This is a genomic window from Sphingopyxis witflariensis (assembly GCF_002205635.1).
Taxonomy (GTDB): Bacteria; Pseudomonadota; Alphaproteobacteria; order Sphingomonadales; family Sphingomonadaceae; genus Sphingopyxis; species Sphingopyxis witflariensis.
On record NZ_NISJ01000001.1, the window covers coordinates 705,188 to 731,479 of the forward strand.

At 63.8% G+C, this 26,292-nt stretch carries 27 protein-coding genes; 15 read left to right on the forward strand and 12 right to left on the reverse strand.

Features of this window, described 5'->3' with window-relative positions:
• Nucleotides 1-66 precede the first annotated feature (66 nt).
• From hemA to CDQ91_RS03335, 3 genes are read left to right on the forward strand one after another with little or no spacing between them, the layout of a single operon-like run.
• Complete coding sequence (hemA, locus tag CDQ91_RS03325; protein ID WP_088471247.1) at nt 67-1,287, forward strand: 5-aminolevulinate synthase; 1,221 nt, start codon at nt 67-69, stop codon at nt 1,285-1,287.
• Nucleotides 1,284-1,754: a DUF695 domain-containing protein gene (locus CDQ91_RS03330; RefSeq protein WP_144036675.1), complete on the forward strand. Its 471-nt coding sequence runs from the start codon at nt 1,284-1,286 to the stop codon at nt 1,752-1,754. Before hemA ends, CDQ91_RS03330 begins: the two co-directional genes overlap by 4 nt.
• Nucleotides 1,741-2,421 (forward strand): nitroreductase, encoded by a 681-nt coding sequence (locus tag CDQ91_RS03335; RefSeq protein WP_088471249.1) that lies wholly within the window; start codon nt 1,741-1,743, stop codon nt 2,419-2,421. Before CDQ91_RS03330 ends, CDQ91_RS03335 begins: the two co-directional genes overlap by 14 nt.
• Nucleotides 2,422-2,583: 162 nt before the next feature.
• On the opposite strand, the gene CDQ91_RS03340 is transcribed toward CDQ91_RS03335, so the two are convergent.
• The 3 genes from CDQ91_RS03340 to CDQ91_RS03350 form a co-directional block, all read right to left on the reverse strand.
• Nucleotides 2,584-3,177, reverse strand: a complete 594-nt coding sequence (locus CDQ91_RS03340; protein ID WP_088471250.1) for a GNAT family N-acetyltransferase — start codon at nt 3,175-3,177, stop codon at nt 2,584-2,586.
• Nucleotides 3,178-3,280: 103 nt separating this feature from the next.
• Entirely contained in the window at nt 3,281-3,727 is a 447-nt protein-coding gene (locus CDQ91_RS03345) for a hypothetical protein (protein WP_237245790.1), read from the reverse strand.
• Between the two features lie 49 nt (nt 3,728-3,776).
• Entirely contained in the window at nt 3,777-4,766 is a 990-nt protein-coding gene (locus tag CDQ91_RS03350) for a threonine ammonia-lyase (protein WP_088471252.1), read from the reverse strand.
• A 64-nt stretch (nt 4,767-4,830) separates the two neighbouring features.
• On the opposite strand from CDQ91_RS03350, the gene CDQ91_RS03355 reads away from it, so the two are divergent.
• Nucleotides 4,831-6,039, forward strand: a complete 1,209-nt coding sequence (locus CDQ91_RS03355) for a saccharopine dehydrogenase family protein (RefSeq protein ID WP_088471253.1) — start codon at nt 4,831-4,833, stop codon at nt 6,037-6,039.
• A gap of 4 nt (nt 6,040-6,043) precedes the next feature.
• Here the strand turns inward: CDQ91_RS03355 and CDQ91_RS03360 are convergent, their stop codons facing one another.
• Nucleotides 6,044-6,709, reverse strand: a complete 666-nt coding sequence (locus tag CDQ91_RS03360) for a TVP38/TMEM64 family protein (protein ID WP_144036676.1) — start codon at nt 6,707-6,709, stop codon at nt 6,044-6,046.
• The gene (locus tag CDQ91_RS03365; protein ID WP_158213608.1) at nt 6,706-7,440 is read right to left on the reverse strand and encodes an SDR family NAD(P)-dependent oxidoreductase; all 735 of its coding nucleotides are present in this window, start codon (nt 7,438-7,440) and stop codon (nt 6,706-6,708) included. The genes CDQ91_RS03360 and CDQ91_RS03365 overlap by 4 nt, the downstream gene beginning before the upstream one ends.
• A 120-nt stretch (nt 7,441-7,560) precedes the next feature.
• Between CDQ91_RS03365 and CDQ91_RS03370 the strand changes: the two genes are divergently transcribed.
• Genes CDQ91_RS03370 through CDQ91_RS03380 form a run of 3 tightly spaced genes read left to right on the forward strand, consistent with a single transcriptional unit; the run spans nt 7,561 to nt 9,662 of the window.
• Nucleotides 7,561-8,067 carry a Crp/Fnr family transcriptional regulator gene (locus tag CDQ91_RS03370; RefSeq protein WP_088471255.1) on the forward strand — a complete coding sequence of 169 codons (507 nt, stop codon included), beginning with the start codon at nt 7,561-7,563 and terminating at the stop codon, nt 8,065-8,067.
• A 56-nt stretch (nt 8,068-8,123) separates the two neighbouring features.
• Nucleotides 8,124-8,477, forward strand: a complete 354-nt coding sequence (locus CDQ91_RS03375) for a DMT family protein (RefSeq protein WP_088471256.1) — start codon at nt 8,124-8,126, stop codon at nt 8,475-8,477.
• 12 nt (nt 8,478-8,489) lie between these two features.
• A complete protein-coding gene (locus CDQ91_RS03380; protein ID WP_088471257.1) occupies nt 8,490-9,662 on the forward strand; it encodes a carboxynorspermidine decarboxylase in 1,173 nt (390 codons plus the stop codon).
• A 137-nt stretch (nt 9,663-9,799) separates the two neighbouring features.
• On the opposite strand, the gene CDQ91_RS03385 is transcribed toward CDQ91_RS03380, so the two are convergent.
• Complete coding sequence (locus CDQ91_RS03385; protein WP_088471258.1) at nt 9,800-11,452, reverse strand: FAD-dependent oxidoreductase; 1,653 nt, start codon at nt 11,450-11,452, stop codon at nt 9,800-9,802.
• Nucleotides 11,453-11,677: 225 nt separating this feature from the next.
• Between CDQ91_RS03385 and CDQ91_RS03390 the strand changes: the two genes are divergently transcribed.
• Nucleotides 11,678-12,871, forward strand: a complete 1,194-nt coding sequence (locus CDQ91_RS03390) for a type III PLP-dependent enzyme (protein WP_088471259.1) — start codon at nt 11,678-11,680, stop codon at nt 12,869-12,871.
• Between the two features lie 198 nt (nt 12,872-13,069).
• Here CDQ91_RS03390 and CDQ91_RS03395 read toward each other — a convergent pair whose 3' ends face one another.
• Nucleotides 13,070-13,960: a PhzF family phenazine biosynthesis protein gene (locus CDQ91_RS03395; protein WP_088471260.1), complete on the reverse strand. Its 891-nt coding sequence runs from the start codon at nt 13,958-13,960 to the stop codon at nt 13,070-13,072.
• Between the two features lie 66 nt (nt 13,961-14,026).
• Between CDQ91_RS03395 and CDQ91_RS03400 the strand changes: the two genes are divergently transcribed.
• The 3 genes from CDQ91_RS03400 (at nt 14,027) to CDQ91_RS03410 (ending at nt 17,194) form a co-directional block, all read left to right on the forward strand.
• Nucleotides 14,027-14,326 carry an ArsR/SmtB family transcription factor gene (locus CDQ91_RS03400; RefSeq protein WP_088471261.1) on the forward strand — a complete coding sequence of 100 codons (300 nt, stop codon included), beginning with the start codon at nt 14,027-14,029 and terminating at the stop codon, nt 14,324-14,326.
• A gap of 244 nt (nt 14,327-14,570) precedes the next feature.
• Nucleotides 14,571-15,734, forward strand: a complete 1,164-nt coding sequence (locus CDQ91_RS03405; RefSeq protein WP_144036677.1) for a helix-turn-helix transcriptional regulator — start codon at nt 14,571-14,573, stop codon at nt 15,732-15,734.
• Nucleotides 15,735-15,868: 134 nt separating this feature from the next.
• Entirely contained in the window at nt 15,869-17,194 is a 1,326-nt protein-coding gene (locus tag CDQ91_RS03410) for an MFS transporter (protein ID WP_088471263.1), read from the forward strand.
• A gap of 6 nt (nt 17,195-17,200) precedes the next feature.
• Here the strand turns inward: CDQ91_RS03410 and CDQ91_RS03415 are convergent, their stop codons facing one another.
• The gene (locus CDQ91_RS03415) at nt 17,201-17,689 is read right to left on the reverse strand and encodes an Lrp/AsnC family transcriptional regulator (protein ID WP_088471264.1); all 489 of its coding nucleotides are present in this window, start codon (nt 17,687-17,689) and stop codon (nt 17,201-17,203) included.
• 104 nt (nt 17,690-17,793) lie between these two features.
• On the opposite strand from CDQ91_RS03415, the gene CDQ91_RS03420 reads away from it, so the two are divergent.
• From CDQ91_RS03420 to CDQ91_RS03435, 4 genes are all read left to right on the forward strand, one after another.
• Nucleotides 17,794-18,738 carry a DMT family transporter gene (locus CDQ91_RS03420; protein ID WP_088471265.1) on the forward strand — a complete coding sequence of 315 codons (945 nt, stop codon included), beginning with the start codon at nt 17,794-17,796 and terminating at the stop codon, nt 18,736-18,738.
• Between the two features lie 111 nt (nt 18,739-18,849).
• Nucleotides 18,850-20,010, forward strand: a complete 1,161-nt coding sequence (locus CDQ91_RS03425) for a CaiB/BaiF CoA transferase family protein (RefSeq protein WP_088471266.1) — start codon at nt 18,850-18,852, stop codon at nt 20,008-20,010.
• Between the two features lie 68 nt (nt 20,011-20,078).
• Entirely contained in the window at nt 20,079-20,510 is a 432-nt protein-coding gene (locus CDQ91_RS03430) for an MAPEG family protein (RefSeq protein ID WP_088471267.1), read from the forward strand.
• 11 nt (nt 20,511-20,521) lie between these two features.
• Nucleotides 20,522-20,956, forward strand: coding sequence for an MAPEG family protein (locus CDQ91_RS03435; RefSeq protein WP_088471268.1), 435 nt, complete (start codon nt 20,522-20,524; stop codon nt 20,954-20,956).
• Nucleotides 20,957-21,098: 142 nt separating this feature from the next.
• Here CDQ91_RS03435 and CDQ91_RS03440 read toward each other — a convergent pair whose 3' ends face one another.
• The 4 genes from CDQ91_RS03440 to ilvD all read right to left on the reverse strand — a co-directional run bounded on the left by CDQ91_RS03440 (nt 21,099) and on the right by ilvD (nt 26,247).
• Nucleotides 21,099-22,298 carry a class I SAM-dependent RNA methyltransferase gene (locus CDQ91_RS03440; RefSeq protein ID WP_088471269.1) on the reverse strand — a complete coding sequence of 400 codons (1,200 nt, stop codon included), beginning with the start codon at nt 22,296-22,298 and terminating at the stop codon, nt 21,099-21,101.
• Nucleotides 22,291-23,673, reverse strand: coding sequence for an NAD(P)H-hydrate epimerase (locus CDQ91_RS03445; protein ID WP_088471270.1), 1,383 nt, complete (start codon nt 23,671-23,673; stop codon nt 22,291-22,293). Before CDQ91_RS03445 ends, CDQ91_RS03440 begins: the two co-directional genes overlap by 8 nt.
• Before the next feature lie 304 nt (nt 23,674-23,977).
• Nucleotides 23,978-24,382 (reverse strand): hypothetical protein, encoded by a 405-nt coding sequence (locus CDQ91_RS03450; protein WP_088471271.1) that lies wholly within the window; start codon nt 24,380-24,382, stop codon nt 23,978-23,980.
• Nucleotides 24,383-24,396: 14 nt separating this feature from the next.
• Complete coding sequence (gene ilvD / locus CDQ91_RS03455; RefSeq protein ID WP_088471272.1) at nt 24,397-26,247, reverse strand: dihydroxy-acid dehydratase; 1,851 nt, start codon at nt 26,245-26,247, stop codon at nt 24,397-24,399.
• Nucleotides 26,248-26,292 lie beyond the last annotated feature (45 nt).

Here is a 26,292-nt window from a genome sequence, read left to right on the forward strand (position 1 = left end):
TTATTGGCTCCCGCATCGGCAGTCACCAGACGGGCGACGCCGGCAACAGACCAGGCGGGGCTGACCTTGAACTATAACGATATCTTCGCTCGCGCGATCGACCGGCTGCACGAAGAAGGACGCTATCGCGTCTTCATCGACATTTTGCGCAACCGGGGTTCGTTCCCCAACGCACGGTGCTTCGCCGGGCACAATGGCCCCAAGCCGATCACCGTCTGGTGCTCGAACGACTATCTTGCGATGGGCCAGCACCCCAAGGTCGTCGAAGCGATGGAAGAGGCGCTGCACGATGTCGGCGCCGGTTCGGGCGGCACCCGCAATATCGGCGGCAACACCCATTATCACATCGACCTCGAGCATGAGCTTGCCGACCTGCACGGCAAGGACGGCGCGCTTCTCTTCACCTCGGGCTATATCTCGAACGAAGCGACGCTCGGTACGCTCGGCAAGCTGCTGCCGAACTGCATCATCTATTCGGATGAACTCAACCACGCCTCAATGATCGCGGGCATCCGCAATTCGGGCTGCGAAAAGCGCGTGTGGCGCCACAATGACCTCGCGCATCTCGAGGAATTGCTGGCCGCCGACGATCCCGACGCCGCCAAGCTGATCGCGTTCGAAAGCGTTTATTCGATGGACGGCGACGTGGGCCCGATCCACGCGATCTGCGACCTTGCCGAAAAATATAATGCGCTGACCTATTGCGACGAAGTCCATGCCGTCGGCATGTACGGTCCGCGCGGCGGCGGCATCAGCGACCGCGACGAAGCGGCGCACCGCATCACGATCATCGAGGGCACGCTGGGCAAAGCCTTCGGCGTGATGGGCGGCTATATCGCCGCCGACAAGAATATCATCGATGTGATCCGCAGCTATGCGCCCGGCTTCATCTTCACGACCAGCCTGTCGCCGGTGCTCGTTGCAGGCGTCCTCGCCAGCGTCCGCCACCTCAAGGCCTCGAGCGTCGAGCGTGACGCGCAGCAGGCGGCGGCGGCCTATCTCAAGCAGAGCTTCCGCGACGCGGGCCTGCCGGTGATGGATTCGACCACCCACATCGTCCCGCTGATGGTCGGCGATCCGGTGCGCGCCAAGAAGATCAGCGACATTTTGCTCGCCGAATATGGCGTCTATGTTCAGCCGATCAATTTCCCGACCGTGCCGCGCGGCACCGAACGCCTGCGCTTCACCCCGGGACCCGCGCATGACGAAGCGATGATGCGCGAGCTGACCGTGGCGCTGACCGAAATCTGGGGCCGGCTGGATCTGGAACTCAAGAAAGCCGCGTGAGCGATTCCGGCATTTTCCCGACGGATGATTGGGCCATAGCGAGAGGGATGGGTCTACATGGCCCCTCCTTGTCGCGCTATCGAAGCGGGATGCCGTCGAGCGCAGACCGGGCGCTCTATTCAAACTTAGTCATCATCCGTTGGCAATATGCCGATGCAAATGCGGGCGCTTTGCCCGACGACGATACGCTCGAACGGATGACCGAGTTCGAGGATGCGGTTCTGGAAGCGGCCGACCACGAAAAATATTGGGGCTCCGGGGTCGCCGTTCTGACCGAAAACGGCGTTCGCGAATGGCGATTCTATACGCCCGACACGTCCGAGTTCATGGACAATTTCAATCGCGTCCTTGCCGACAAAGACGCTTATCCGATCGACTTCCAAGTGTTTGACGATCCGGAATGGATCGCCCTCGCCGAACTTCAGTCGGCCCAAAGTGACGGTGACGGTGACGATGAAGACATTTGACGAAATCGTCGTCGGACGCCGCTCGATCCGCGGCTTCCTCGACAAGCCCGTGCCCAAGGCGCTCGTCGCCGAAGTGATCGGGGTCGCGATGCGCGCGCCTTCGTCCTTCAACAACCAGTGCTGGAATTTCTCGGTCGTCACCGGCGCGCCGCTCGAAGCGATCCGCGCCGGCAACACCGAAGGCATCCTCGGCGGAAAGCCCGACAGCCGCGAATTTCGTCGCTTCGATGGCATTGCCGACGACCATCGCGCCCGCCAGATCGAAATCGCCAAGCAATTGTTCGGCGCGATGGGCATCGAACGCGAGGACAAGGACGCGCGGCAGGACTGGGTCTTGCGCGGTTTTCGTCAGTTCGATGCGCCGGTCAGCATCGTCGTGACCTATGACCGCATTTTGCTCGGCAGCGACATCGCGCCCTTCGACTGCGGTGCGGTCACCAATGCGCTGGTCAACGCCGCCTGGTCGCGCGGGCTCGGCTGCGTCATCAACAGCCAGGGCATCATGCAAAGCCCCGTCGTGCGCGAACATGCGCATATCCCTGACGATCAGGTGATCATGATCTGCGTCGCGATGGGTTGGCCCGACGAAGAGTTTCCGGCCAATGCGGTGGTGTCGAACCGCAAGAGCGTCGACGACGCGGTGCGGTTCGTCGGGTTCGAGGACTGATCGGCGAAATCCTCTCGGTTGCTGTTCAGGCCGTCGTCGACTTTTTCCTGGTCGGAAAGCTTGATAGCGGCTGCCCAAATATCGCTGGCTGAGACTCGCAGCCTTGGCACTACTCGCGATCGCGGTCGGTCTCGCGGCGGGTTCGCTACTCAGCTTGCTGATCTAAGATGATGCGCTTGGCCGCATCATCCCCCAGAAATGCGGGCCGCCCGGCACGTCCCATTCAACCTGCGTGACAAAGCCCAGCCGCTCGTAAAGCGGCACATTTTCCGGCGTCGCGGTTTCCAGCCAACACGGCAGCCCCTCGGCGTCGGCAATAGCGGTCTGCGCGCGGATGATCCGGCCGCCATGGCCCTTGCCCTGATGTTCGGGGCGAACGCCGACATAGTGGAGATACCAGAAGCGCCCCTTGGGCCGATGCGCGTCGATGCCCGCCTGCGCCTTGAGCCCGCGCGGCAGAGCTGTGCCGAAGGTTGCGACGAGCGGGACGACGGTGCGCAGGAATTCGAGTGTTCCGCCATGCGCTTGGCCTGGCGCACGCCAGAGAGCGCCGGCTTCATCGCCAGTGGCGCGGAGCGCAACGCCGGCACGGGCGTCGGCGGGGACAAGCGTTCGGAACAGGCTGCGTAGCGCACGAGCGCGGTGGGCGGCGTCGGGCAAGATCCACGACAAGGCAGGGTCGGTCTGGAACGCCTGCGCCAGCGTTTCGATTACTGCCGCATGATCGGCCTTACCGGCCGCCATAATTTCGCTCATCCCACCCCCTCGTCATTCCCGCGAAGGCGGGAATCCAGCTTTTACTATATCCGCTGGATTCCCGCTTTCGCGGGAATGACGCAAGAGAAAACGGGTTGGTCTATCAATCGCGACAATAACCCTCGCCGTCCTTGACCTTCAGGCACTCTTTCTTGTCCGCCAGATATTTGAGGCCGGTTTCATCGCCGCTCGCACGCGTGAGCGACAATTTTTCGGTGCCGCGCGCAAACTGGATGCCATGCTCGCTGTCGCTGCCGTCGTACGTCCCCTTGGTGTCGAGGTCCGACTGCATTTCCAGCTTATATTTGCCCGGCTCGGCGGCTGTGATGGTGACATACATGCCCTCCGGCCCCGTCCATTTTCCCGCCCAGTTCGCAAAGCGGTGCGGCGCGGTTGCGGCGTCTTCGGCAGGCGGTGTTTCGGACGGAACCGTCTCGATCGGAACCTCGGTCATCGTCGTGTCGACGGGCGCCGGCGCTTCAGCCTTTTCGCACCCGGTCAGCAGCGCCATCGCGGCGGCCCCCATCAGGATCATGCTCGCTTTCATCATGCTTCTCCTTCCCCGTCCAAACGCACCGCGGCGAATAAGTATCCGCGACCTATCCCGCCAAAATTTCCGCATAGAGCGCCGGGTCAACATTGCCGCCCGACAGCGTGACCAACGTCGCGTCGCTGACCGCGACCTTCCCCGCCAGCACCGCTGCGAGCGCCGCCGCACCGCCGGGCTCGACCACCAGATGCAATTTCTCGAACGCCACGCGCATCGCATGACGCACCTCTTCGCGCGTCACAACGACACCGCGCACGCCGCGTGCCTGCAATACCGCGAAGTTGATCGGCCAGGTCTGAGGCGTCTGGAGCGCGTCGCATTCGGTCGGCCAGGCCAGATCCTCGACCGACAATATTTCGCCCGCGACCAGACTGCGCGTCACATCGTCCCAGCCCTCGGGCTCGACCGCAAAAACCTCCGCATCGGGGCATGCGAGCGCGAGCCCCGCCGACAGACCCCCGCCACCGCAACCGGCGACGATACGATCGGGGCCAATGACACCGCGCGCCTTCATCTGCACGCGCGCCTCGATCCCCATGCTCCCCTGCCCCTCGATGATCCACGGATCGCCATAAGCGTGGACAAGCGTCCCGCCGCTTTCCTCGAGCAGCGCCGCCGCGACAGCATCGCGCGATTCGGTCAGGCGGTCGTACAGCACGACCTCCGCCCCCAGCGCGCGCGTCGCCGCGAGCTTCATCTTCGGCGCGTTGCTCGGCATCACGATCGTCGCGGAAATACCCAGCCGCTTCGCCGCCCACGCGACACCCTGCGCATGATTGCCGCTCGACACGCCGACCACCCCCGCCGCCGCCTGTTCGGGGGTCAGGTCGGTCAGCCGGTGCCACGCGCCGCGAATCTTGAACGCGCCGACGGGTTGCAGACACTCGGCCTTGCACCAGATCGTCTGTCCATCGACCTCCAGCGGCAACAGCGGTGTCTGCGGTAGCAATGCAGCGACTTTCGCCGCCGCGCGTTCGACACCGGCCAGCCTGGGCGCGCGATGGGGATTGAGAAGGGGATCGGGGCTTTGCTGTGTCATGGCTTCGTCCTATAGGGCCGTTCATACAAGACAAGGCGGCAAAGGTCCGCACAGGAGATTTTTCATGAGCAAGGTTCTGGTGATCGGCGCAGGCGGCGTCGGTTCGGTCGCGGTCCACAAGATGGCAATGAACGCCGACATCTTCCCCGACATCACGCTGGCCAGCCGTCGCAAGTTCAAATGCGACGCGATCGCGGATTCGGTCAAGACCCGCACCGGCGTCACGATCAAGACCGCCGAGGTCGATGCCGACAATATCGAAGCTACCGCAGCGCTGATCCGCGAAATCGGTGCGACGCATGTCGTCAACCTCGCGCTTCCCTATCAGGATCTCACGATCATGGAGGCGTGCCTGTCGACCGGCGCGCATTATATGGACACCGCCAATTACGAACCGCGCGACGAGGCGAAGTTCGAATATCATTGGCAGTGGGCGTATCAGGACCGCTTCAAGGATGCCGGCCTGATGGCGCTGCTGGGCTCTGGCTTCGACCCCGGCGTGACGAGCGTGTTCACCACCTGGCTCCGCAAGCATCATTTCGACCGCATCGACACGCTCGACATTCTCGACTGCAACGGCGGCGATCATGGCCAGCATTTCGCGACCAACTTCAATCCCGAGATCAACATCCGCGAAGTGACCGCAGTTGCACGCCACTGGGAAAATGGCGACTGGGTCGAAACCCCGCCGATGTCGGTGAAGCAGCAGTTCGATTTCGAAGCCGTCGGGCCGAAGACGATGTACCTCATGTATCATGAGGAGATCGAAAGCCTGAAGACGCACCTGCCCGAAATCCAGCGCATCCGTTTCTGGATGACCTTCGGCGAGGCCTATATCACCCACCTCAATGTTCTGCAGAATGTCGGCATGACGCGGATAGACCCCGTCATGTATGAAGGCCGTGAGATTGTGCCGTTGCAGTTCCTCAAGGCCGTGCTCCCCGAGCCTTCGAGCCTGGGTGAGACGACCAAGGGCAAGACCAACATCGGCGTCATCGCCACCGGCCTTGGCAAGGACGGCAAGGAAAAGACGCTCTATCTCTACAACATCTGCGACCATGAGGACGCCTATGCCGAAACCGGAAATCAGGCGGTCAGCTACACCACCGGCGTCCCCGCGATGATCGGCGCCGCGATGATGGTCACGGGCACATGGAACGGTGATGGCGTATTCAACATGGAACAGATGGACCCCGATCCCTTCATGGACATGCTGAACAAGCATGGCCTGCCCTGGCAGGTGAAGGAACTCGATGGCCCGCTGACCTTCTGACGACTTATCCCGCGCCGGGCGCCCTCAGGGCGTTCCGGCGCCGGTAGGCATAGCCGCCTGCCCAGAACAGCGCATAGAGGCCGACGACGGCGTAGATGGCCGGTAACGGATCATCGAGCGAACTGATCGACCCGGCCCAGACCGCGATCGCCGCATAGGGCAGCGTCGCCAACAGATAGAAGAAGGCGAATTTCGCGAACGGCATGCCGGTCGCGCCCGCCATGCACGACGTCACTTCGGGCAGGATCGGCGCCGCGCGCGCGAACAGGATCATCGCCGTGCCGTGCCGACCAAAGGCCTCCTCTATCCGCGCCCGCTCGGCGGGGTCCTTCACGATGCGTTTGATGATCCGGACGCCGAACCGCGCGCCAAGACCATAGCCGACCACGGCGGCTAGGCACGAACCCGCGAGCGCGGCAGCGAGCCCCGGCAGGAAGCCGAGAAAATATCCGCCAAGGATCATCACGGTTAACGTCGGCACCGCCACGAACAGGTCGAGGAACAGCAGCGCGACCACAACCGCCGCCACCGCCGGGCCCGACAGGTCGCTCGCGGCATCGAGCCAGCTTCGCACATTATCGACGGTGAGAATGCCCAGCATGCGGGCGATGACGAAGGTCGAGGCGAAGATGGCGGCAAGCCCGGCCATCATCTTGATCAGGCTCTTCACTGGCCATGCCCCTGCATCACGCGCGCAGCGAGCCTGGGCGAAAGACGCCGCAACATCCGGAGCAGCGAAACCTTGCCGATATCATTGTCGGCAACCTCGCGCTCGATACCACGCAATATAGCCCGCGCCGCCGAAGCCGCCGACATTTTGTCGCCGCCGCGCCCCTCGGTCATCGGCGTGTCAACGACCGGCAGGAAAGCCTGCATCACCTGAATCTGCGTATCTGCGAGCTGCCCGCGCAAGCTCCGCGAGAAACTGTCGAGCGCGGCCTTGCTCGCGCAATAAACCGCCGACCGCGCCTTGGGTACGAGGCCCAGCCCCGAATTAACGTTGAGAATGAAGGGCGCGTCGGCCCTCTCCATTGCCTCTAGCAGCCCTGCGATCAGCAGCACCGGGCCGACGAAGTTGATCGCAACCTCTCGCGCGACCCCCGAGGGATCGAAATCGGGATCGACAAGCCGAGGCGTGAACTGCACCGCCGCGCAATTGATCAGCCCATCGACCGGTGTGCCGTCTGCCGCGAGTACCACCGCGGCGATACGCACCGCCTCGGGATCGGCGAGGTCAGCTTCGATGAAGCGATGCGGCCCGGCAGCGGTGGGTTCCAGCACCGGCGGGTGGCGCCGTCCGACCATCGTCAGCCGGTTGGCAGGCGCAAGCATGGTTGCAATTTCGCGGCCGATGCCGGAAGTGGCTCCGGTCAGCACAATATGGCGGTCGGTCAGTTTCATGGCAGCCTTCATCATGGATCGAATCGGAAGCAGAGGATGTGGGCGCAGCGGCGCGTCCCGTAATTACCCGAGGGCAATTTGACCGGATTACAGTCCTTTATCGATCGGCATGGCAAACGGATGGACATCGCCGAGGGGCGACATTTATTCCGTCAGGGCGACCGTGACCCCCGGCTTTTCCTGATCAGCTCGGGCCTGCTCAAGGCCTATTATGTGCGGCCCGACGGCCGCGAGCATATCAAATCCTTCGTGCCCCAGAGTGCCGTCATCGGCAGTATGGTCGCAATGGACGGCGATGGTTCCTGCACATTCAGCCTTGTCGCCCTCGCCCCCTCGGCGACGATCAGCCTGCCCTTCGTGCTGCTCGAACGTGCCGCGCAAGCCGACCCCGCGCTTGCGAACGCCGTCATCGGCTTTCTGTCCGCCTATGCCCGCCGCAAGGAGCAGCGCGAATATGAACTGCTCTGCCTGTCCGCCGAAGCCCGCTACCGCGCGGCACTCGATGCACTGGGCGATATCGCCGACACGGTCAGCCAGGCCGACCTCGCCGCCTATATCGGCATCACCCCACCCGCGCTCAGCCGGCTGAAACGCCGCACCATGCCGCGGTCACTTGCGCGTCGATAGGCACCGCCAGTAAAAGCCGCTAGCGGAGAGATACCGACCGCCGGGAAAGACAATCGATGACCGCATATCTTGCCCCGATCGGGCTGCTCATCATTTCGAATATCTTCATGACCTTCGCTTGGTATGGCCACCTCGGCGATATGTCGCGGCCGATGTGGCTCGCGATCCTGATCGCATGGGGTATCGCCTTCTTCGAATATTGCCTTGCCGTTCCCGCGAACCGCATCGGCTATGGCGTTTACAGCGCCGCCGAACTCAAAACCTTGCAAGAGGTCATCACGCTCCTCATCTTTGCGGGCTTCGCGGTCTTCTGGCTCGGCGAGAAACTGACATTGAACCACCTCGTCGGCTTTGCGCTGATTGCCGCCGGGGCCTTTTTCATCTTCAAGGGGCCGATTTCGGTCTCATAGGAAACTTCGACCATGGAAACCCGTGCCGGTGATCCCGGAGCCTTCGCCCGTTTCGACCTCACCCGCGTCCCCTCGCCAGCCTTTGTCGTTGATGCGGCGAAGGTCCGCGCGAACCTGTCGGTGCTGCGCCACATCGGCGACGCGTCAGGCGCGCGCGTGCTTGCTGCGCTCAAGGCTTTTTCGATGTGGTCGCTCGGGCCGACCGTGACCGAATATCTCGACGGCGTCTGCGCTTCGGGCCTTTACGAAGCGAAGCTCGGCCGCGAGGAATATGGCGGTGAGGTTGCCACCTATTGTGCGGGCTACAAGGAAGCAGACCTTCCCGAGATCGCCCGCCTGTCCGATCACCTCATCTTCAACTCCCCCGGCCAGATCGCGCGTTTCCGTCCGCTGCTCGACGAACTGCGCGCCGCAGGTGAGACCTTCGACATCGGCCTGCGCATCAACCCGCAGCATAGCGAGGGCGAGGTCGCGAAATATGACCCCGCCGCGCCGTGCAGCCGCTTGGGCTTCCCGGTCAGCCAGCTGCTGCCCGAACATATGGAGGGCATCGACGGCATCCATATGCACAGCCTGTGCGAACAGGATTTCCCGCCGCTCGCCCGCACCTGGGCTGCGGTCCATCCGATGCTGCGCCCCTTCTTCGGCCAACTCAAATGGATCAACTTTGGCGGCGGCCATCATGTCACCCGCGCCGATTATCAGGTCGATGATCTGATTGCCTTCCTCAAGCAGGTCCGCGCCGAAACCAATTGCGACGTGATGATCGAACCCGGCGAAGCGATCGCTCTCGACGCCGGAATACTCATCGGCGAGGTGCTCGACCTGTTCGACAATGGCATGCCGATCGGCATCACCGATATTTCGGCGACCTGCCACATGCCCGACGTGATCGAGGCCCCCTATCGCCCCGCCATGCTGGGTGAGGCCGCCGATGGCGCCCCAACCCGACTTGGCGGCCCCTCCTGCCTCGCGGGTGATGTGATCGGCGATTACCGCCTGCCCGGCGGCGCCCGCATCGGCCAGCGCTTCGCCTTCCTCGACCAGGCGCATTACTCGATGGTCAAAACCAACACCTTCAACGGAGTGCCCCTGCCGTCGATCTGGCTGTGGGACAGCGCGAGCGACGAACTGAAGCTGGTCCGCGAATTCGGTTATGAGGATTTCAAGACGCGGTTGGGGTGAAAGGATCCTCCCTGTTGCGCAGCAATGGGGAGGGGGACCGCCGCCGCAGGCCGTGGTGGAGATCGGGACGTTGCGCCATTGGCCCCTCCGTCAGCGCTCCGCGCTGCCACCTCCCCATGCCTGCGGCACAGGGAGGATCATTGTGCCGCGACCTCAGCCAGCGCCTGATGGATATCGCTGACCACCACCGATCCCTCGCCGACCGATGACGCAACGCGCTTCACCGATCCCTTGCGCACGTCGCCGATGGCATAGATGCGCGGCCAGCTTGTCTCGTACCGGCTGGGCATGCGGTCGAGCGACCAGCCCGCCTTGACCAGCTCCAGCGGCGCGATGTCGACGCCGGTCTTCACGAAGCCGCGCTCGTCGCACACCATTTCCTTGGGCAGCCAACCGGTGTTGGGGCTCGCACCGAGAAAGAGGAACAGGAAGCTGCAACCGCAACCACTCTCTGCGCCGCTCTCGCGGCAGCGATAGGTGATGCCATCGAGCCGATCCTCGCCGTGCAGGCCAACAACGTCAGTTGACGCATGCAGCTCGATATTCGGATGCTCTTCCAGTCGCTTGACCAGATATTCGGACATGGTCTCGCGCAGGCTGGAGCGCCGGAAAACGACATGGACCCTGCGCGCGGCATTGGCGAGATAGATCGCCCCCTGCCCCGCCGAATTGCCCGCGCCGACGACGGTGACCTCGGCATTGCCGCACAGCTGCGCCTCCATCGGGGTGGCGCCATAAAAAATGCCGCGGCCTTCATAATGTTCGATGCCGTCGATCGGCAGCCGCTGATATTGCGCCCCGCTCGCGATCACCACCGCGCGCGAGCGCAGCCTGCGTCCGTCGGCGAGGCTCAGGCAATAGGCGTCGCCGTCGCGGTCTATCGCCGCCCCGCGCACCGGCGCGACGATCCGCGCGCCGAACTTCTGCGCCTGCACCGTCGCACGCCGCGCCAGCTCATTGCCCGAAATGCCAGTCGGAAAGCCCAGATAATTTTCGATCTTTGACGAAGTCCCCGCCTGCCCGCCCGGCGCCAGCGCATCGATCGCGATCACCGTCAGTCCCTCCGACGCCGCATAGACCGCCGCCGCGAGCCCGCCCGGACCGCTACCGACGACGATGACGTCGGCGGTCGCGCCATCGGGGAGCAGGTCGAGCCCGAGCCCCGCCGCCAGCTGTTCAGGGGTCGGCTGAGCCAGCACATCGGCCGCGCCCAGGATCACCACCGGCAACTGGTCTTCGGTCAGCCCACGCTCCGCCATCAGATGCGCCGCAACCGGCCCTTCGACCGGATCGAACCAGCGATGTGCGACGCCATGCTTCGCCAGCAGGTCGCGCAGCGCATAGACACTCCGATCCATCGCCGCACCGATCACGATCACCACAGCAAAGCCACGTTGATTGCTGAACTCGCGCCGCGCCGACAGGACGCGAACGAAAATGTCCGAATAATGCGAATTGGCGGCGATCAGCCGCTGGAAGTCGGCGTGGGCGATCCGCAATATCTCGCCATCGGCCCCCATCTCGACCCGCGACAGGTGCCGCTGGCCGGTCAGCACCGACAAATCGCCGGCAAATTGCCCGCGCTCCATCCAGCCCACGCGCTTTCGTCCTTCGTCGGTCGACGCAAAAATGTCGGTCTGCCCCGACAGGGTGACGATGCAGTCGGGCGCCATTGTCCCTTCGGCGACGAGCAGATCCCCTGCCGCATGCGACTCGACCACGCCATAAACCGCCAGTTCGGCGAGCTCCGCGTCGGTGAAATCATGATTGACGTCGGCGCGAGATACCATTGATTTCTCCTTGGCGGCGCCCTCCGCATGGCGCGAAAGGCCCGGAATAGCTTATTATCGCGTCCCGTCGGCGACATAAAGTGTCTCATCCGCGACCGGATGCAAGCATAGGGTCTTTACAGGGGGGACCCCCCACCATATATGCGCCTCCGCTGCCCCAGGGGGACTTCCAATAACCGCAAGGCAGCCTCGGATGTTTAAACTTATTTTTGGGGGTCCCTTGAGTTGCACCAGCATCATAGCGCCCACGGGCTGATTCAGGCACTTTCGCCGGTCGAACCTGTTACGCTTGTCCGCCCGCACGCCGCGCGGCGCGCAGCGCGTTTCTTCATCGACCGGTTTCCCGGCACGACCCTGTACGCGGTCAAGGCGAACCCATCGCCCGACCTGCTGCGCGTGCTGTGGGATTCGGGCGTTACGCATTATGACGTCGCCTCGATTGCCGAGGTGCGGCTCGTCGCGCGCACCCTGCCGCAGGCGGTGCTTTGCTTCATGCATCCGGTGAAGGCCGAGGAAGCGATTTCCGAAGCCTATTGGAAGCATGGCGTGCGCACCTTCTCGCTCGACACGCTCGACGAACTCGAAAAGATCGTCCGCGCGACCGAAGGCGCGGCCGACCTGAACCTGCTCGTGCGCCTGCGCGTTTCGTCCGACCATTCGAAGCTCAGCCTCGCCGCCAAGTTCGGCGCCGAGGCCGATGAGGTCGCCGAACTGTTGATGGCGACCCGTCAGGCGGCCGATGCACTCGGCATCTGCTTCCATGTCGGCAGCCAGGCGATGACCCCGCATGCCTATGCCCAGGCGATGGAGCGCGTCCGCGCAGCGATCGTCGCGGCGTCGGTCACCGTCGACATCATCGATGTCGGTGGCGGCTTTCCGTCGTCCTATCCCGGTATGGAGCCTCCGCCGCTCGGCGCCTATTTCGACACGATCCACCGCAGCTTCGAAAGCCTACCGATCAGTTACTCGGCCGAACTGTGGTGCGAACCTGGCCGCGCGCTGTCGGCGGAATATAGCTCGCTGGTCGTGCGCGTCGAAAAGCGCCGTGGCGACGAGCTGTATATCAACGACGGCGCTTATGGGGCGCTTTTCGACGCCGCGCATGTGAACTGGCGCTTTCCGGTCAATTTGCAGCGCGACGTGCGCAGCGAGGCCGACATGGTCGCATTCAGCTTCTATGGCCCGACCTGCGACGACCTCGACCATATGGCAGGGCCCTTCTTCCTGCCGGCAGACATCAAGGCGGGCGATTTTATCGAAATCGGCATGCTTGGTGCCTATGGTTGCGCGATGCGGACCAAGTTCAACGGCTTTGGCGCAGAGGAAATCCACGTCGTCAGCGACGAGCCGATGGCGAGCCTTTACACCGGCGAAGTCGAACAGGAACGCCGCAGCGCGACGGTGACCAAGCTGTTCTGAACGGCCCGGTATAAAAAGACAAAAAGGGGCTGGCGCAGCGATGCGACCAGCCCCTTTTCCATTATGATCATCTCACTTCCCCGTTTGCATCGAGCAAAGTCGAGATGCCCGTCGGGTTTGGAGTTGGATCGATGGGTGTCTCGACTTCGCTCGACACGAACGGGTCGGCCTGGTCAGTTTAGCTCCCTCCCGGACAATTCACCCGCAATCGATCTCTCCCCGCATCACCGGAACGCATGTCCCGCGCAGTGTCGCCCGAATACCGTCGGGCGTCCGGCGGGCGGTAACGTCGAGCAGGCTCGGCCGGCCCATCTCCACGCCTTGATGGATTTCGAACCGCGCTTCTTCAGTGTCGGGCTCGAGCGACAGGAGCAGCCCGGCGAGCGGCGCATTCGCGCTGCCCGTCGCCGGATCTTCCCATGTCCCCGCCAACGGCGCGAACATGCGCGCGCGCAGCGTGCGACCGTGCTTGCAATAGACATGCACCGATAGCCGCGTCCCGAACTGCGGGTGCGCCGCGAGTGTGTCGCGGAACGCCGCCAGATCGGGGACGCAGCGCGCCAGTGCCGCGTCGCTCAACTCGGCGATGACATAGGGGTTGCCGACTGACGCGACAATCGGCCGGTGCAAAGTCACGACAATATCCTCGGGGGCGAGCCGCAACATGCTCGCAACGACCTCGGGCGCGACCGTCTCGCCAACGCTGAGCGGCTGCGGCGCCTCGACCGTTGCGCCGACGGGCGCGCCGTCAACATTGCGCGCAATCGCGATCTCTACGATCCCCGCAGGAATCTCAAACGTGGCGGTGGTCAAACCGGGATCGGCCGCCGCCAGTACATAGGCTGTCCCCACCATCGGATGCCCCGCAAACGCCATTTCCTCACTGCGGTTGAAGATACGCACCCGCGCCGTATGCGCGGGATCGGCCGGCGGAAGAACGAAGGTCGTCTCGCTCAGGTTGAACTCGGCCGCCACCGCCTGCATCCTCGCCTCGGACAATCCCTCGCCGCCGATCACGACCGCGAGCGGATTGCCGCCAAAGCGGGTTTGGGTGAACACATCGACGGTCGAAAAGGGCAACAGGGACATGGGGCACACTCCGTTTGATTCGCCCCGACAGTTGACACACAGTTCGTTGATTGGCAAATTACCGACATGACTGATGCCGACCTGTTCCGCGCACTGGGAAATGAGCGCCGCCTGCAAATCCTCGCCTGGCTGAAAGATCCCCGCGCCCATTTCCGGCCGCAGGTCGACGGCGATCTGGTCGACGATGGCGTGTGCGGGCAATTGATCGCCGAAAAACTCGGCATCAACGCCTCGACCCTCAGCGAACATATGCGCGTCCTGCAGACCAGCGACCTCGTCACCACCAAGCGCATCAAGCAATGGACCTTCTACCGCCGCAACGACGAACGCCTGCGCGCGCTCGCGACGGTGATCGGGGCGATTTAGCCGGGAGTGGCCCAAAAGGAAGCCCGCCGATCAAAAACCGACGGGCCTAAAAGAAACAGGATGGCCTTTTGGACCATCCTGCCCTCGGGTCGCATCCGATCAATGACCCATTTGAAGCGCAGTTTCGCTACCCACTTGGGTAGCGGAATGAACTTTTTATACGCTTTCCGCGTTGTGCCTTTGTATACTGATACGATTGGTACCAAATTTCGTCGCGACCAATCATCTCAACGGGGGGATGCGCGTGTCGATTGATCATGCTCCGACCCTTGCGCGGGGTCACAATGAACCCGCTGAATGGGAAGTGCTCAACGCGCTGATCGGGCGCATTTACGATTCGGTGCTCCACCCCGAATGCTGGAACGAAACGCTCGCGCGCATAACCGGCGCGCTCTGTCCGTTGAGTTGGGAAGCTGCCTTCATTCTGTGGGAAAGCACCGCCCCACCCCAAGCGCGTTTTGTCGCGGCCTCCGGGCTCGCAGCCGGCGTGCAGGAGATTTATTCGGCGGTTTATGCCGGAAACCACCCCTGGTCGCGAAAACTCATGCGATACGGCAATGGCAGCGTCGTCGACAGCAATGACATCATGACCCGCGAGGAATTTTCGGAATCGGCTTTTTTCCGAAATTTCCTGGCGCCCTGGGGAATCGATCGGATGGTCTGCGTGATGCTCGATCGGCGCGGAAACGAACGGCTGGGGTTGATGCTGCCGGGCCCGGGCGACCGCGATGTCGAGACGCTCAAGCGCGGTCTTCGCGTCCTTGCTCCGCATATCCAGCGCGCGATGCGGATCAGCGACCGCGTCGCGACGCTCGAACTCGCCGCCGGTGCTGCGCGCGCCGCGACCGATTTTGCGCCCTTCGCAATTTTCAGTCTCGACGATCAGTTGAACATCCTCTCCGCCAACAGCCGCGCCGCTGGCTATGAAGAGGCTGGCTTCATCCGCCTCGCGCAGGATCGCTTCGCCTTCGCCCATCCCGCCAGCCAGAAAAAGCTGATCGATCTCGTCAAAAGTCCCAATCCGGCGGGACTCGCTTTTCAGGCACTCGCCGCGTCAGGAGCAGAATGTCCGGTACTCGTCGCCCGCATAACGCAGCAATCGGCGCAGCAGATCGGCGGGTTCAGCGCGGGCGCATCGCTGATCGTCACTATCGGGAGCGCGCCCGGCGAAACGCCCGTGGTCGAGATCGACCGGGTTGCGCAATGGTTCGCCCTGACCCCCGCCGAGGCGCGACTGGCCGTCGGCCTCGCCGCCGGACATAGTTTGCAGGATTATGCCGCCCAGCGCGCCGTCAGCCTGAACGCCGTCCGCTTCCTCCTGAAGGGGATTTTCCGGAAGACCGGCGCAGCCAGTCAGGCCAAATTGGTCGCAATGCTTGCACGGCTGCCATCTTCCGGGGGGCAATGAAACCAGATCAGCGATCGGCGCACTCCACAAGCCTCCATCGTGGTCGGCCAGACGCGCGCATCTTCTCCATCCCGCCCCGCCATGCTAGCGTTTCGACAGGGCGGCATCGGATTGCGCCATAAAGATTGCGTGTAATGAAGCCCTTCCACCACCTTCTCGTCAATAATCTGGTCGCCAATATCGCCAATTTCACGGTGTGGTTTGCGCTGACCTTCTGGATTTTTCTTGAAACGCGGTCGGTGTTCGCGACGGGGCTGATCGCGGGTATTTATCTGGTGATCACCGCGATGCTCGGCATCTGGTTCGGCAGCCTTGTCGACCATCATCGCAAGCGCAACATGATGATCGCCTCCAGCCTGATGTCGGTGATCTTCTATGCTGCGGCGCTCGGCGCCTATGCGCTCGATGCCGATATTCGCGCCGCAAAGGTGCCCAGCGTCACGCTGTGGCTGTTCATCCTGCTCACCATGGCCGGGGTCATCGTCGGCAATATCTGCATGATCGCGCTGCCCACATTGGTCACGATCCTCGTTCCCGAGGATCGGCGCGACAAGGCGAACGGGCTGGTCGGCATGGTGTCAGGCATCGGTTTTCTCACCACCTCGGCAATCAGCGGTTTTCTGGTTGCATGGGGCGGGATGGTCGCGACGCTGGGCTTTGCGATGATCTTCGCGCTCTGCGTCGCGCTCCATCTGCTGTTCGTTCCGATCGACAAGCCACGGAGTTCAGGCGAACATGACGCGCCGCACCGCATTGACCTCGTCGGCACCTTTCGCCTCGTCACCGGCATTTCGGGGCTGTTTGCGCTGATCCTCTTTTCTTCATTCAACAATCTGCTCGGCGGCGTGTTTATGGCGCTGATGGACGCTTATGGCCTGTCGCTGATGGCAGTCGAGCAATGGGGGCTGCTCTGGGCCTTCGTCTCCTGCGCCTTCATCCTCAGCGGCGCGATGATCGCGCGCACGGGGCTGGGCGCCAATCCGATACGCACCTTGCTCTTCGTCTGTTTGATCGAATGGGCGGTCGCTGCCGTTTTCACCATCCAATCGTCGATCCCGCTGCTGGCGATCGGTTGCTTTATATGGCTCTTCGTCGGCCCCTATGCCGAAGCCGCCGAACAGACGGCGTTGCAAAAGGTCGTGCCGTTCGAGCGGCAGGGCCGCGTCTTTGGCTTCGCCCAGTCGATCGAGCAGGCGGCGTCGCCGCTCACCGCCTTTCTCATCGCCCCGCTCGCCCAGTTCGTCTTCGTGCCGCTGATGACCGATGGCGCGGGCGCCGATGCGATCGGCGACTGGTACGGGCGCGGCCCCGAACGCGGCATCGCGCTTGTCTTCACGATCACCGGCCTGCTCGGCATCATTGTCACAATCGCGGCGCTCCGGTCGAAATCCTATCGCCAGATTTCCGCGACCTATGCTGAAGCCGGAACCGACGGCGCCGAACCCGTTCCCGCGCAATAACCCGTATCAGGGGATGATAATGCTCGTATCGGCCTTCACCCGGTCGAGTGCGATCAGCGAGCGATAGCTTTCGATATAGTCGTTTTCGGCGAACAGGCGGCGGGTCAGCGCTTCATAGGCGCGCACGTCCGAGGTCACGATGACGAGGACAAAGCTGATCCCGCCGGTGACATAATAGCATTGCTGCACCTCGGGGGTTTCCCGGAACAGCGCTTTCGCGGCATCGACCGTCGCAACCCGTTCATCGTGCAGCCGCACCTCGACGACGGATGTGATCGTCAGCGGGATGGCATAGGGATCGATGAGTGCGACATTGCGCAAAATCACCCCCGCGCTCTCCATCGCGGCGATGCGCCGCTGCACCGCCGCCGCCGACAGATTCACCGCCTCGGCGATCTGGCGCTGCGGCGTCTTATTGTCCTTTTGCAGGATACGAAGGATCGCGCGATCGAACGAATCGATCTTGCGCGCAGGATTGTCGACGGGCTTGGACATGGCCCACCGAGTATTTGTTGCATTTCGGGCTTCAATCAAGAGCGCATTAATCGCCGCCACGATGATATGCCCCGCTTCATTGGGGATGGAGCATAGGTGAAAAGATGGTGAGAGACCGCGAATCGACGCTGATCGGCATCATCTGCGGGGCCGGCGCGGGCGCGCTATGGGGCCTTGTGTTCCTCGCGCCCGAACTGGCGCGCGCGTTCAGCCCGCTCGAACTGACGATCGGCCGCTACATCGCCTATGGCGCGGTCTCGGCGCTGCTCATCGCGCCGCGCTGGCGGGCATTGACCGCAAGGCTCGGCCGCCGCGAATGGCTGGCGCTTGGCTGGCTCGCACTCGCGGGCAACACCATCTATTACATCCTCCTCTCCAGCGCAGTGCAGATGGGTGGCATCGCGATGACCTCACTCGTCATCGCCTTTCTGCCGGTGGCAGTGACGATCATCGGTAGCCGCGACCATAGCGCCGTCCCGCTCGCGAAACTGACCCCCTCGCTGCTGCTCTGCGCCGCCGGCGCGCTGTGCATCGGGTGGCAGGCGATCGTCACCCTCGCCGCCAGCGCCAGCTTCGCCCCGATCATCGGGCTGCTGTGCGCAATCGGCGCGCTGATTTCCTGGACCGCATTTGCCGTGGGCAACGCCCGCTGGCTTGCGCGGCTCGACGGAGTTTCGGGGCATGACTGGAACCTGCTCACCGGGATCGTCACCGGGATGCAGAGCGCGCTGCTGATCCCGGTTGCGCTGATCATCGGCACCCGCACGCATGGCGGGCTCGATTGGGCCCAATTCGCTGCGGTGTCGATCGGCGTTGCCTTGTTCGCATCGATCGCCGGCAACGCGTTGTGGAACAAGATGAGCCGCCTGCTGCCGCTCACCCTCGTCGGCCAGATGATCCTGTTCGAGACACTCTTCGCACTTATCTATGGCTTTATCTGGGAACAGCGCGGGCCGACGATCCTCGAGGCCTCGGCCTTTCTCCTGATCAGCGCCAGCGTGATATCGTGCGTCGCGGCGCATCGCAGGACAGCGGCAGCACCACATTAAAAGGCCCTCACCGATTGCCTCTTGGGTTTTCTTCTGCAACCATATTGCGAAATAGAAACAGGAGAGACGCAATATGGGCCTGACGGACTTTGCTCCACGAGCAACGCGCGCATGACGATATTGTCCGGTATCCGCATCATCGACCTGACGACGGTGATCTTCGGCCCCTACGCAACCCAAATGCTCGCCGACCTCGGCGCCGAAATCATCAAGGTCGAAGCCCCCGGTCTCGGCGATGTCTCGCGCTATCTCGGCAACGGGATTCCCGACCCGACAATGGGGTCGATCCACCTCACGGTGAATCGTGGCAAGCGCTCGATCGCACTCGACCTCAAAAACCCGGAGGATGCGGCGGTACTGCGCGACCTGATCGCGACCGCCGATGTCTTTTTCCACAATGTCCGTGGGCGCGCGATCGCTCGGCTCGGCTTCGACTATGCGGGTTGTCAGGCGATCAAGCCCGACATCATCTATGTCCATGGCACCGGTTTCGGGCAGGACGGCCCCTACGCCGACCTGCAGGCCTATGACGACGTCATTCAGGCCGCGACGGGCACCACCAGCCTGCTGCCGCGCGTCGATGGCGATCCGCGCCCGCGTTATCTGCCGTCGCTGATCGCCGACAAAGTCGCGGGCCATTATGGCGCGCAGGCGATCCTCGCGGCACTCGTCCACAAATTGCGCACCGGCGAGGGGCAGGAGGTCGAGGTACCGATGTTCGAATGTTTCGCCTCGTTCATGCTCACCGAACATCTGTGCGACGCGACGCTCGATCCGCCGATCGGCCCCGCAGGCTATCCGCGCCAGCTCGACGCGACGCGTCAGCCCTTCCCCACCGCTGACGGCTATCTCGCGATCGTCCCCTACACCCCCGACTCGACCGCGCGGCTGATGGCGCTGCTCGGCAGCGCAGACCTGCTCGAAACCGCAGAGTTTGAGGCGGCAAAAGCCGCAAGGCAGCATATGCCGATCATCTACAGCGAGATCGCGCGCAAGACCCCGGCGCGAACCACCGCCGAATGGCTGGAACTGTTCGCGGCGAACGACATCCCCGCGATGGCGGTGCGCGATTTGCAGGATATCAAGGGCGACCCGCACCTCGCCGCGACGGGCTTTTTCCGCCGCCGCGCCCATCCTGACGTTGGCGCCTATGACGAAATGCAGCCACCGGTCAAATATAGCGCCGCCCCGCCCCGCGACCTCGGTTTCGCGCCGCGCGTCGATGGCGACGGCGCGCCGATCCGCGCCGAAATTGCGGGCAGCAAGGCCTGAACATCGACCGTTGCATATTGGGCCGCGCGCCCTAGCATCGCGCATAATCAAAAGAGGGGGAAATCACTATGCCTGCCAGTCTATTAGCACCCGGCGCGGTGCTCGTTCTGTGGACGCTCGTCATGCTCGGCTGGGTCCTTGTGTCGCGCTTTTCGGCGCTGGCGAAAACCGGGATCGACCTGAAAGCCGCGCCGCCGGGTGGCCGCGGCGCCAATCTCGAGGGCATTTTGCCCCCGATCGCCAACTGGAAATCGCATAATTACACCCACCTGCTCGAACAGCCGACGCTCTTTTATGCGGTGCTCATCTTCCTGCACCTGTCGGGCGGCAGCACCGACCTGACCCGCGGCCTTGCCTGGGCCTATGTCGTGCTGCGCATCGCCCACAGCCTGTGGCAGGCGACGGTGAACCGCATCCCGGTGCGCCTCGCCCTGTTCACGCTGTCGAGCCTGTGCCTGATCGCGCTGTCGCTGCTGGCCGTCATCGCCACTTTGGGCTGAAGGAAACGATCATGGAAACCAACGCAATTCTAGGCCCCGTCGCCACGCTCGCGCTGTGGTCGATGGTGATGTGGCTGTGGATGTACGCAACCCGCATTCCGGCGATGCAGCGCGCGAAGATTGACGCCAAAACCATGGTCGGCGGTACCGGAAAGGGGCTCGACGACCTGCTGCCCGCCGAAGTCCAGTGGAAGGCGCATAACTACAATCATCTGATGGAGCAGCCGACGGTCTTCTACGCCGTCGCGCTGGCGCTCGCGATCGGCGGTATGGGCGGCGGATTGAATGCGCAGCTTGCCTGGGCCTATGTCGGCTTGCGTATCCTCCACAGCCTGATCCAGGTGACGGTCAACCGCGTGATGTGGCGCTTCGGTGTTTTCGCCCTCGCCAGCCTCGCGCTGCTCGCGCTGTGCGTGCATGCTTTCATCGGGTTCGTGGTGCACTAAACATATCCCCCCGCTTGCAGGAGGGGTCAGGGGTGGGCGCGAGCGAAGCGAGCGTCTGCCGTTGCGATGCCCACCCCGCTGCGACTAGCGAACAAGTTCGCAAGTCTCGCTTCCCCTCCCGCAAGCGGGATGGGGCGACGGTCTATTTCGAAAACCGCGCCGCCAGTTCGACATGCGTCGACCAACGAAACTGCCCCACCGGCTGCACCCAGTCGAGCGTGTAGCCACCCTCGATCAAAATCTTCGCGTCGCGGGCGAAACTCGCGGGGTTGCAGCTGACATAGGCAATTACCGGCGTCGCCGATGCTGCCAACTGCGCCACCTGTTCCTCGGCCCCCGCGCGCGGGGGATCGATGATGACTGCGCCGAAGCGATCGAGCTCGGCGGGGATGAGCGGACGGCGGAACAGGTCGCGATGCTCGGTGGCGACCAACGCGCGGGCGCGATTGGCGGCGGCCGTCAGCGCCGCGACGGCGTCACGCGCGCCCTCGGCGGCATAGACTTTGCGCCCCGCCTGCACCGACAGCGCAAAGGTGCCGACGCCAGCGAACAGGTCGGCAACCGCCGGAGCATCGCCGATCGCGCGACGAACGGTATCGACAAGCGCCGCCTGCCCCGCCGCGGTGGGCTGCAGGAAGGCGAAGGCTGGCACTTCGACCAATATGTCGCCGAAGCGCATCGTCGGCGGCTCGGGCTGCCAAACGGTTTCCAGCCCGTCGCCCTGATCGATCGCGAGGCGCGCCAGCTTATGCCCACCGGCAAAATCCTGCAGCCCCATCGCGGCATCAAGCCCCTCGGCCTTCACGCCCTCCAAAATCACCTCGACGCCCTGATCGAGCATCTGCAGCTTGACCTTCACCGGGCGCTTCTGCGGCGCGATCACCGCCAGCAGCGTGCGCAGCGGCGCGATCAGCGCAAAGAGTTCGGGCAGCAACAGCGGACATTCGCGCATGTCGACAATCTGGTTGGTCTGCGCGGCGTTGAAACCGATCGTAATCTGCTTGCCCATCTTCAGCGCGGTCAGCACGGCGCGGCGGCGGCTTTGCGGCGGCGACAGCAGCGCGGGCAGCACCATGTCGCTGGGCATGTCCTGCCCCGCGAGCCCGCCCGCGACGCGATCATGGACGAAATCGGCAAGCGCCTGTTCGGCGACATGCTGCAACTGACAGCCCCCGCATTTTCCGAAGTGGCGGCAGACGGGCGCAGCACGGTTGGGTCCGGGAATCAGCGCGCCATCATCGCCGATGCGATCGCCGGGGACTCCGCCCGCAACATGGCGGCCATCGGCCGTCACGCCATCGCCGCGCGCGGCAATGCGCTCGATCAGCGCTGCTTCAGTCATTACATTCCCTAACCAAATCGTCGGCGACCAGATCATCGGCGACAAGGCCGGGGCCTATACGCGCCGCCCTTGCGATATGCCAGCCCACCGCAGCGACCGCTGCATCAAAGGCATCGCCGCCGCGCGCCAGCATAGCGCCGCATGCGCCCGCGAGGACATCGCCCGTCCCCGCGGTCGCCAACCACGGACTCCCCGGCCAGGCCGCGACGACGCGGCCATCGGGCGCGGCGATGATCGTGTCGGCGCCCTTATAGACGACGACAGCCTGCGCGAACGCAGCGGCGGCCAGCGCACGATCGATCTTGCTGCCCGAAAGCCCCGGAAAGGCGCGCGCAAACTCGCCTTCGTGCGGTGTCAGGATCGCGGGAACCGCACCGTCCAGTTGGTGCAGACGCGGCAGTGCGGCGGCAATCGCCGCCGCGTCGAGCACAAGCGGCTTGCCCGCATCGAGCGCCGCCATGACGTCATCGTCGAGCGCATCGCTCACCGGATATCCCGGCCCCACAATCACCGCGCCGATGCGCGCATCGCCCAGCCGGTCGGCATAGCCGGCCCCATCCTCGGCAATGATCGCCGAAAAAGGCGCATGGTCGCTGCCGCTGAGTACGACATAACCGGCGCCAGCACGCAGCGCTGCCGCCGAGGCCAATCCCGCCGCTCCCGGCATCGGCCCCGCGCGAACCAGCACCATACCGCGGCTGAACTTGTGCGCGGCAACGTCGGGCTTGGTCGACGAAACAGATGGCAGCGTTCGCATCGTCCCGCCCGCATCGATACCGATACGTGCCAGGAGAACCTGGCCGCAATGCGGTGCGGTCGGCAGCAGGACATGCGCAGGCTTGAGCGCCCCAAGTGCCACGGTGACATCGGCGGGCAGCGGCGGCGACCAGTCCCGCACACCATCGCTAGCGACCCCGCTCGGAACATCGACCGCCAGCACACGCCGCCCGGCAAGGCTTTGTAAATTCTCGATAAGTTCATAGGGCAATGGCCGCGACAGGCCGACGCCGAACAGCGCGTCGACGATCAGCGCCGCCGGAGCCAGATCGCGATCAAGCGGCTCGACCGCCCCGGTCCACAACGCGCGCGCCGCACGGGCAAGCTCGGTCGCCGGATCAGCCAGCGCCGCAACGCGAACCTCCGCCCCGCGCTCAGCCAGCAACCGCGCGGCGACATAGCCGTCACCGCCATTGTTTCCCGGTCCGCAGAGGATGAGGATCGGCGACCCCGCCGCCATCCGCCACGCGATATCGGCAATCGCCGCGCCGGCACGGTCCATCAGTTCGGAAAGCGACACCCCCGACGCCGCACACGCAGCCTCGGCGGCGCGCATCGCTTCGCTGGTCAGGATCGGGACGTTGGCGGGAACGGACATGCTGTCAATCTAGCACGCGGGCCTGAACAGTCACCAACAAGCATCGCCATTGCGAGGAACGACCCAAGGAAAAATTCGCGCAGAGGCGCAGAGAACGCAGAGGCAATGAACCAACTACTCTGCGCTGCGCCTCTGCGCGAATCTCTATCGTCGCCCCGCCAAGGCGGGGGCCGATGTCGGCATAATTCTGCGCTGAAGGCGTAAACCGCCAGCGGCCCCGCCTTCGCGGGGGCGACGGATTTCCTTATACCTCGCGTGAAATTTCGTGTTTTAGCGACGCGCCAGCACCGCCGCCAGAAAGTGGCTACTTCGCGCGGCCAGTATTCGCAGGCAGGCGATAGCGATCACCCGCAACGGCGACCTCGATCAACCCGTCGCCGACGATCGTCACCTTCGCCGGTTCGGCGCCGTCGGCCGACACCAGCCCACGTCCGTCGGCGGCAATCAGCAAGCGGCGAAAACCGACATCGCCACGCCCGACGACCAGCACATCTCCGTCGGCGCTCGCCATTTCCTCGATTGTGCAGCTTCGATCATAGGTCTTCGCGCCCTCAAGCGCGCAGGCAATGCGGCCATCGCTGGCTGCCGCGCTCGCGGACTTCGCATTGGCGGCAACCGGCGTGTCGGGCTTTTGCGCTTCGCCGCACCCGGCCAATAGCAACGCCAGCAGGACCGCGCCCCGGACTCCGGCATTTCCCGATCGCGTCATTCCTTGCCCGGCCCCTATTTCAGCTGCGACAGGTCGCGCACCGCGCCGCGCGCGGCGCTCGTCGTCATCGCGGCATAGGCCTGAAGTGCTACCGAAACCTTGCGGGGGCGCGCCTTTTCGGGCTTCCAGGCCGCATCGCCTTTCGCTTCCATAGCAGCGCGGCGTTCGGCGAGGACGCTATCGGCAACCAGCAAATTGATCGTGCGCTTCGGAATATCGATCTCGATCATGTCGCCATTCTCGACCAGCCCGATCGCACCGCCCTCGGCCGCTTCGGGCGAAGCATGGCCGATCGACAGCCCCGACGTACCGCCCGAAAAGCGACCGTCCGTGACCAGTGCGCACGCGGCGCCAAGGCCCTTCGATTTGAGGTAGCTCGTCGGATAGAGCATTTCCTGCATCCCAGGCCCGCCCTTCGGTCCCTCATAGCGGATCACGACGACGTCGCCCGCTTCGACCTGCCCGGTCAAGATGGCGGCGACTGACGCGTCCTGGCTTTCATAGACCTTGGCAGGGCCCGTGAATTTCAGGATGCTCTCGTCGACTCCTGCGGTCTTCACGATGCAGCCGTCGAGCGCGATATTGCCCGACAACACCGCCAACCCGCCGTCTTGGCTAAAGGCATGCTCGGCCGACCGGATCACACCCGCCTCGCGATCGAGGTCGAGCGCATCCCAGCGCCGATCCTGGCTGAACGCGACCTGCGTCGGCACCCCGCCCGGCGCCGCCATAAAGAATTTCTGCACATCGGGATCGTTGGTCCGCGAGATATCCCATTTGTTGAGCGCATCGCCCAGCGTCGCGCTGTGCACCGTCGGCAGATGCGCGTGGAGCAGGCCTGCACGTTCGAGCTGACCGAGGATCGCCATGATCCCGCCGGCGCGGTGGACGTCCTCCATATGGACGTCGCTCTTCGCCGGGGCAACCTTCGACAGGCACGGCACGCGGCGCGACAGCCGGTCGATGTCGGCCATGGTGAAATCGACCCCGCCCTCGAACGCCGCGGCAAGCAGGTGGAGCACGGTGTTGGTCGACCCGCCCATCGCAATGTCGAGGCTCATCGCATTCTCGAACGCCTCGAAGGTCGCGATATTGCGCGGCAGGACGCTTTCATCGTCCTGCTCATAATAGCGCTTGCACATTTCGACCGCGATGCGGCCTGCGCGCAGGAACAATTCCTTGCGATCGGCGTGCGTCGCCAGCGTCGAGCCATTGCCCGGCAATGACAGCCCCAGCGCCTCGGTCAGGCAGTTCATCGAATTGGCGGTGAACATCCCCGAGCAGGAGCCGCAGGTCGGGCACGCCGCGCGTTCGATTTCGTCGACTTCCTCGTCGGTATATTTCTCGTCGGCGGCGGCGACCATCGCATCGACCAGATCGAGCGCGACTTCCTTGCCCTTCAGGATGATTTTGCCCGCCTCCATCGGCCCGCCCGACACGAAGACGACCGGGATATTGATCCGCAGCGCCGCCATCAGCATGCCCGGGGTGATTTTGTCGCAGTTGGAAATGCACACCATCGCGTCGGCGCAATGCGCATTGACCATATATTCGACCGAATCGGCGATCAGATCGCGCGACGGCAGCGAATAGAGCATCCCGTCATGCCCCATGGCGATCCCGTCATCGACCGCGATCGTGTTGAATTCCTTGGCAACCCCGCCCACCGCCTCAATCTCACGCGCGACCATCTGGCCGAGGTCCTTTAGATGAACGTGACCGGGCACAAATTGCGTGAAGCTGTTGACGACCGCGATGATCGGCTTGCCGAAGTCGCTGTCCTTCATCCCCGTCGCCCGCCACAGGCCGCGCGCGCCCGCCATATTGCGGCCGTGAGTGGTGGTGCGCGAACGATAAGTAGGCATGGGGAAAGCTCCGAGAAATATTATTTCATGAAATTGCGATTGAGG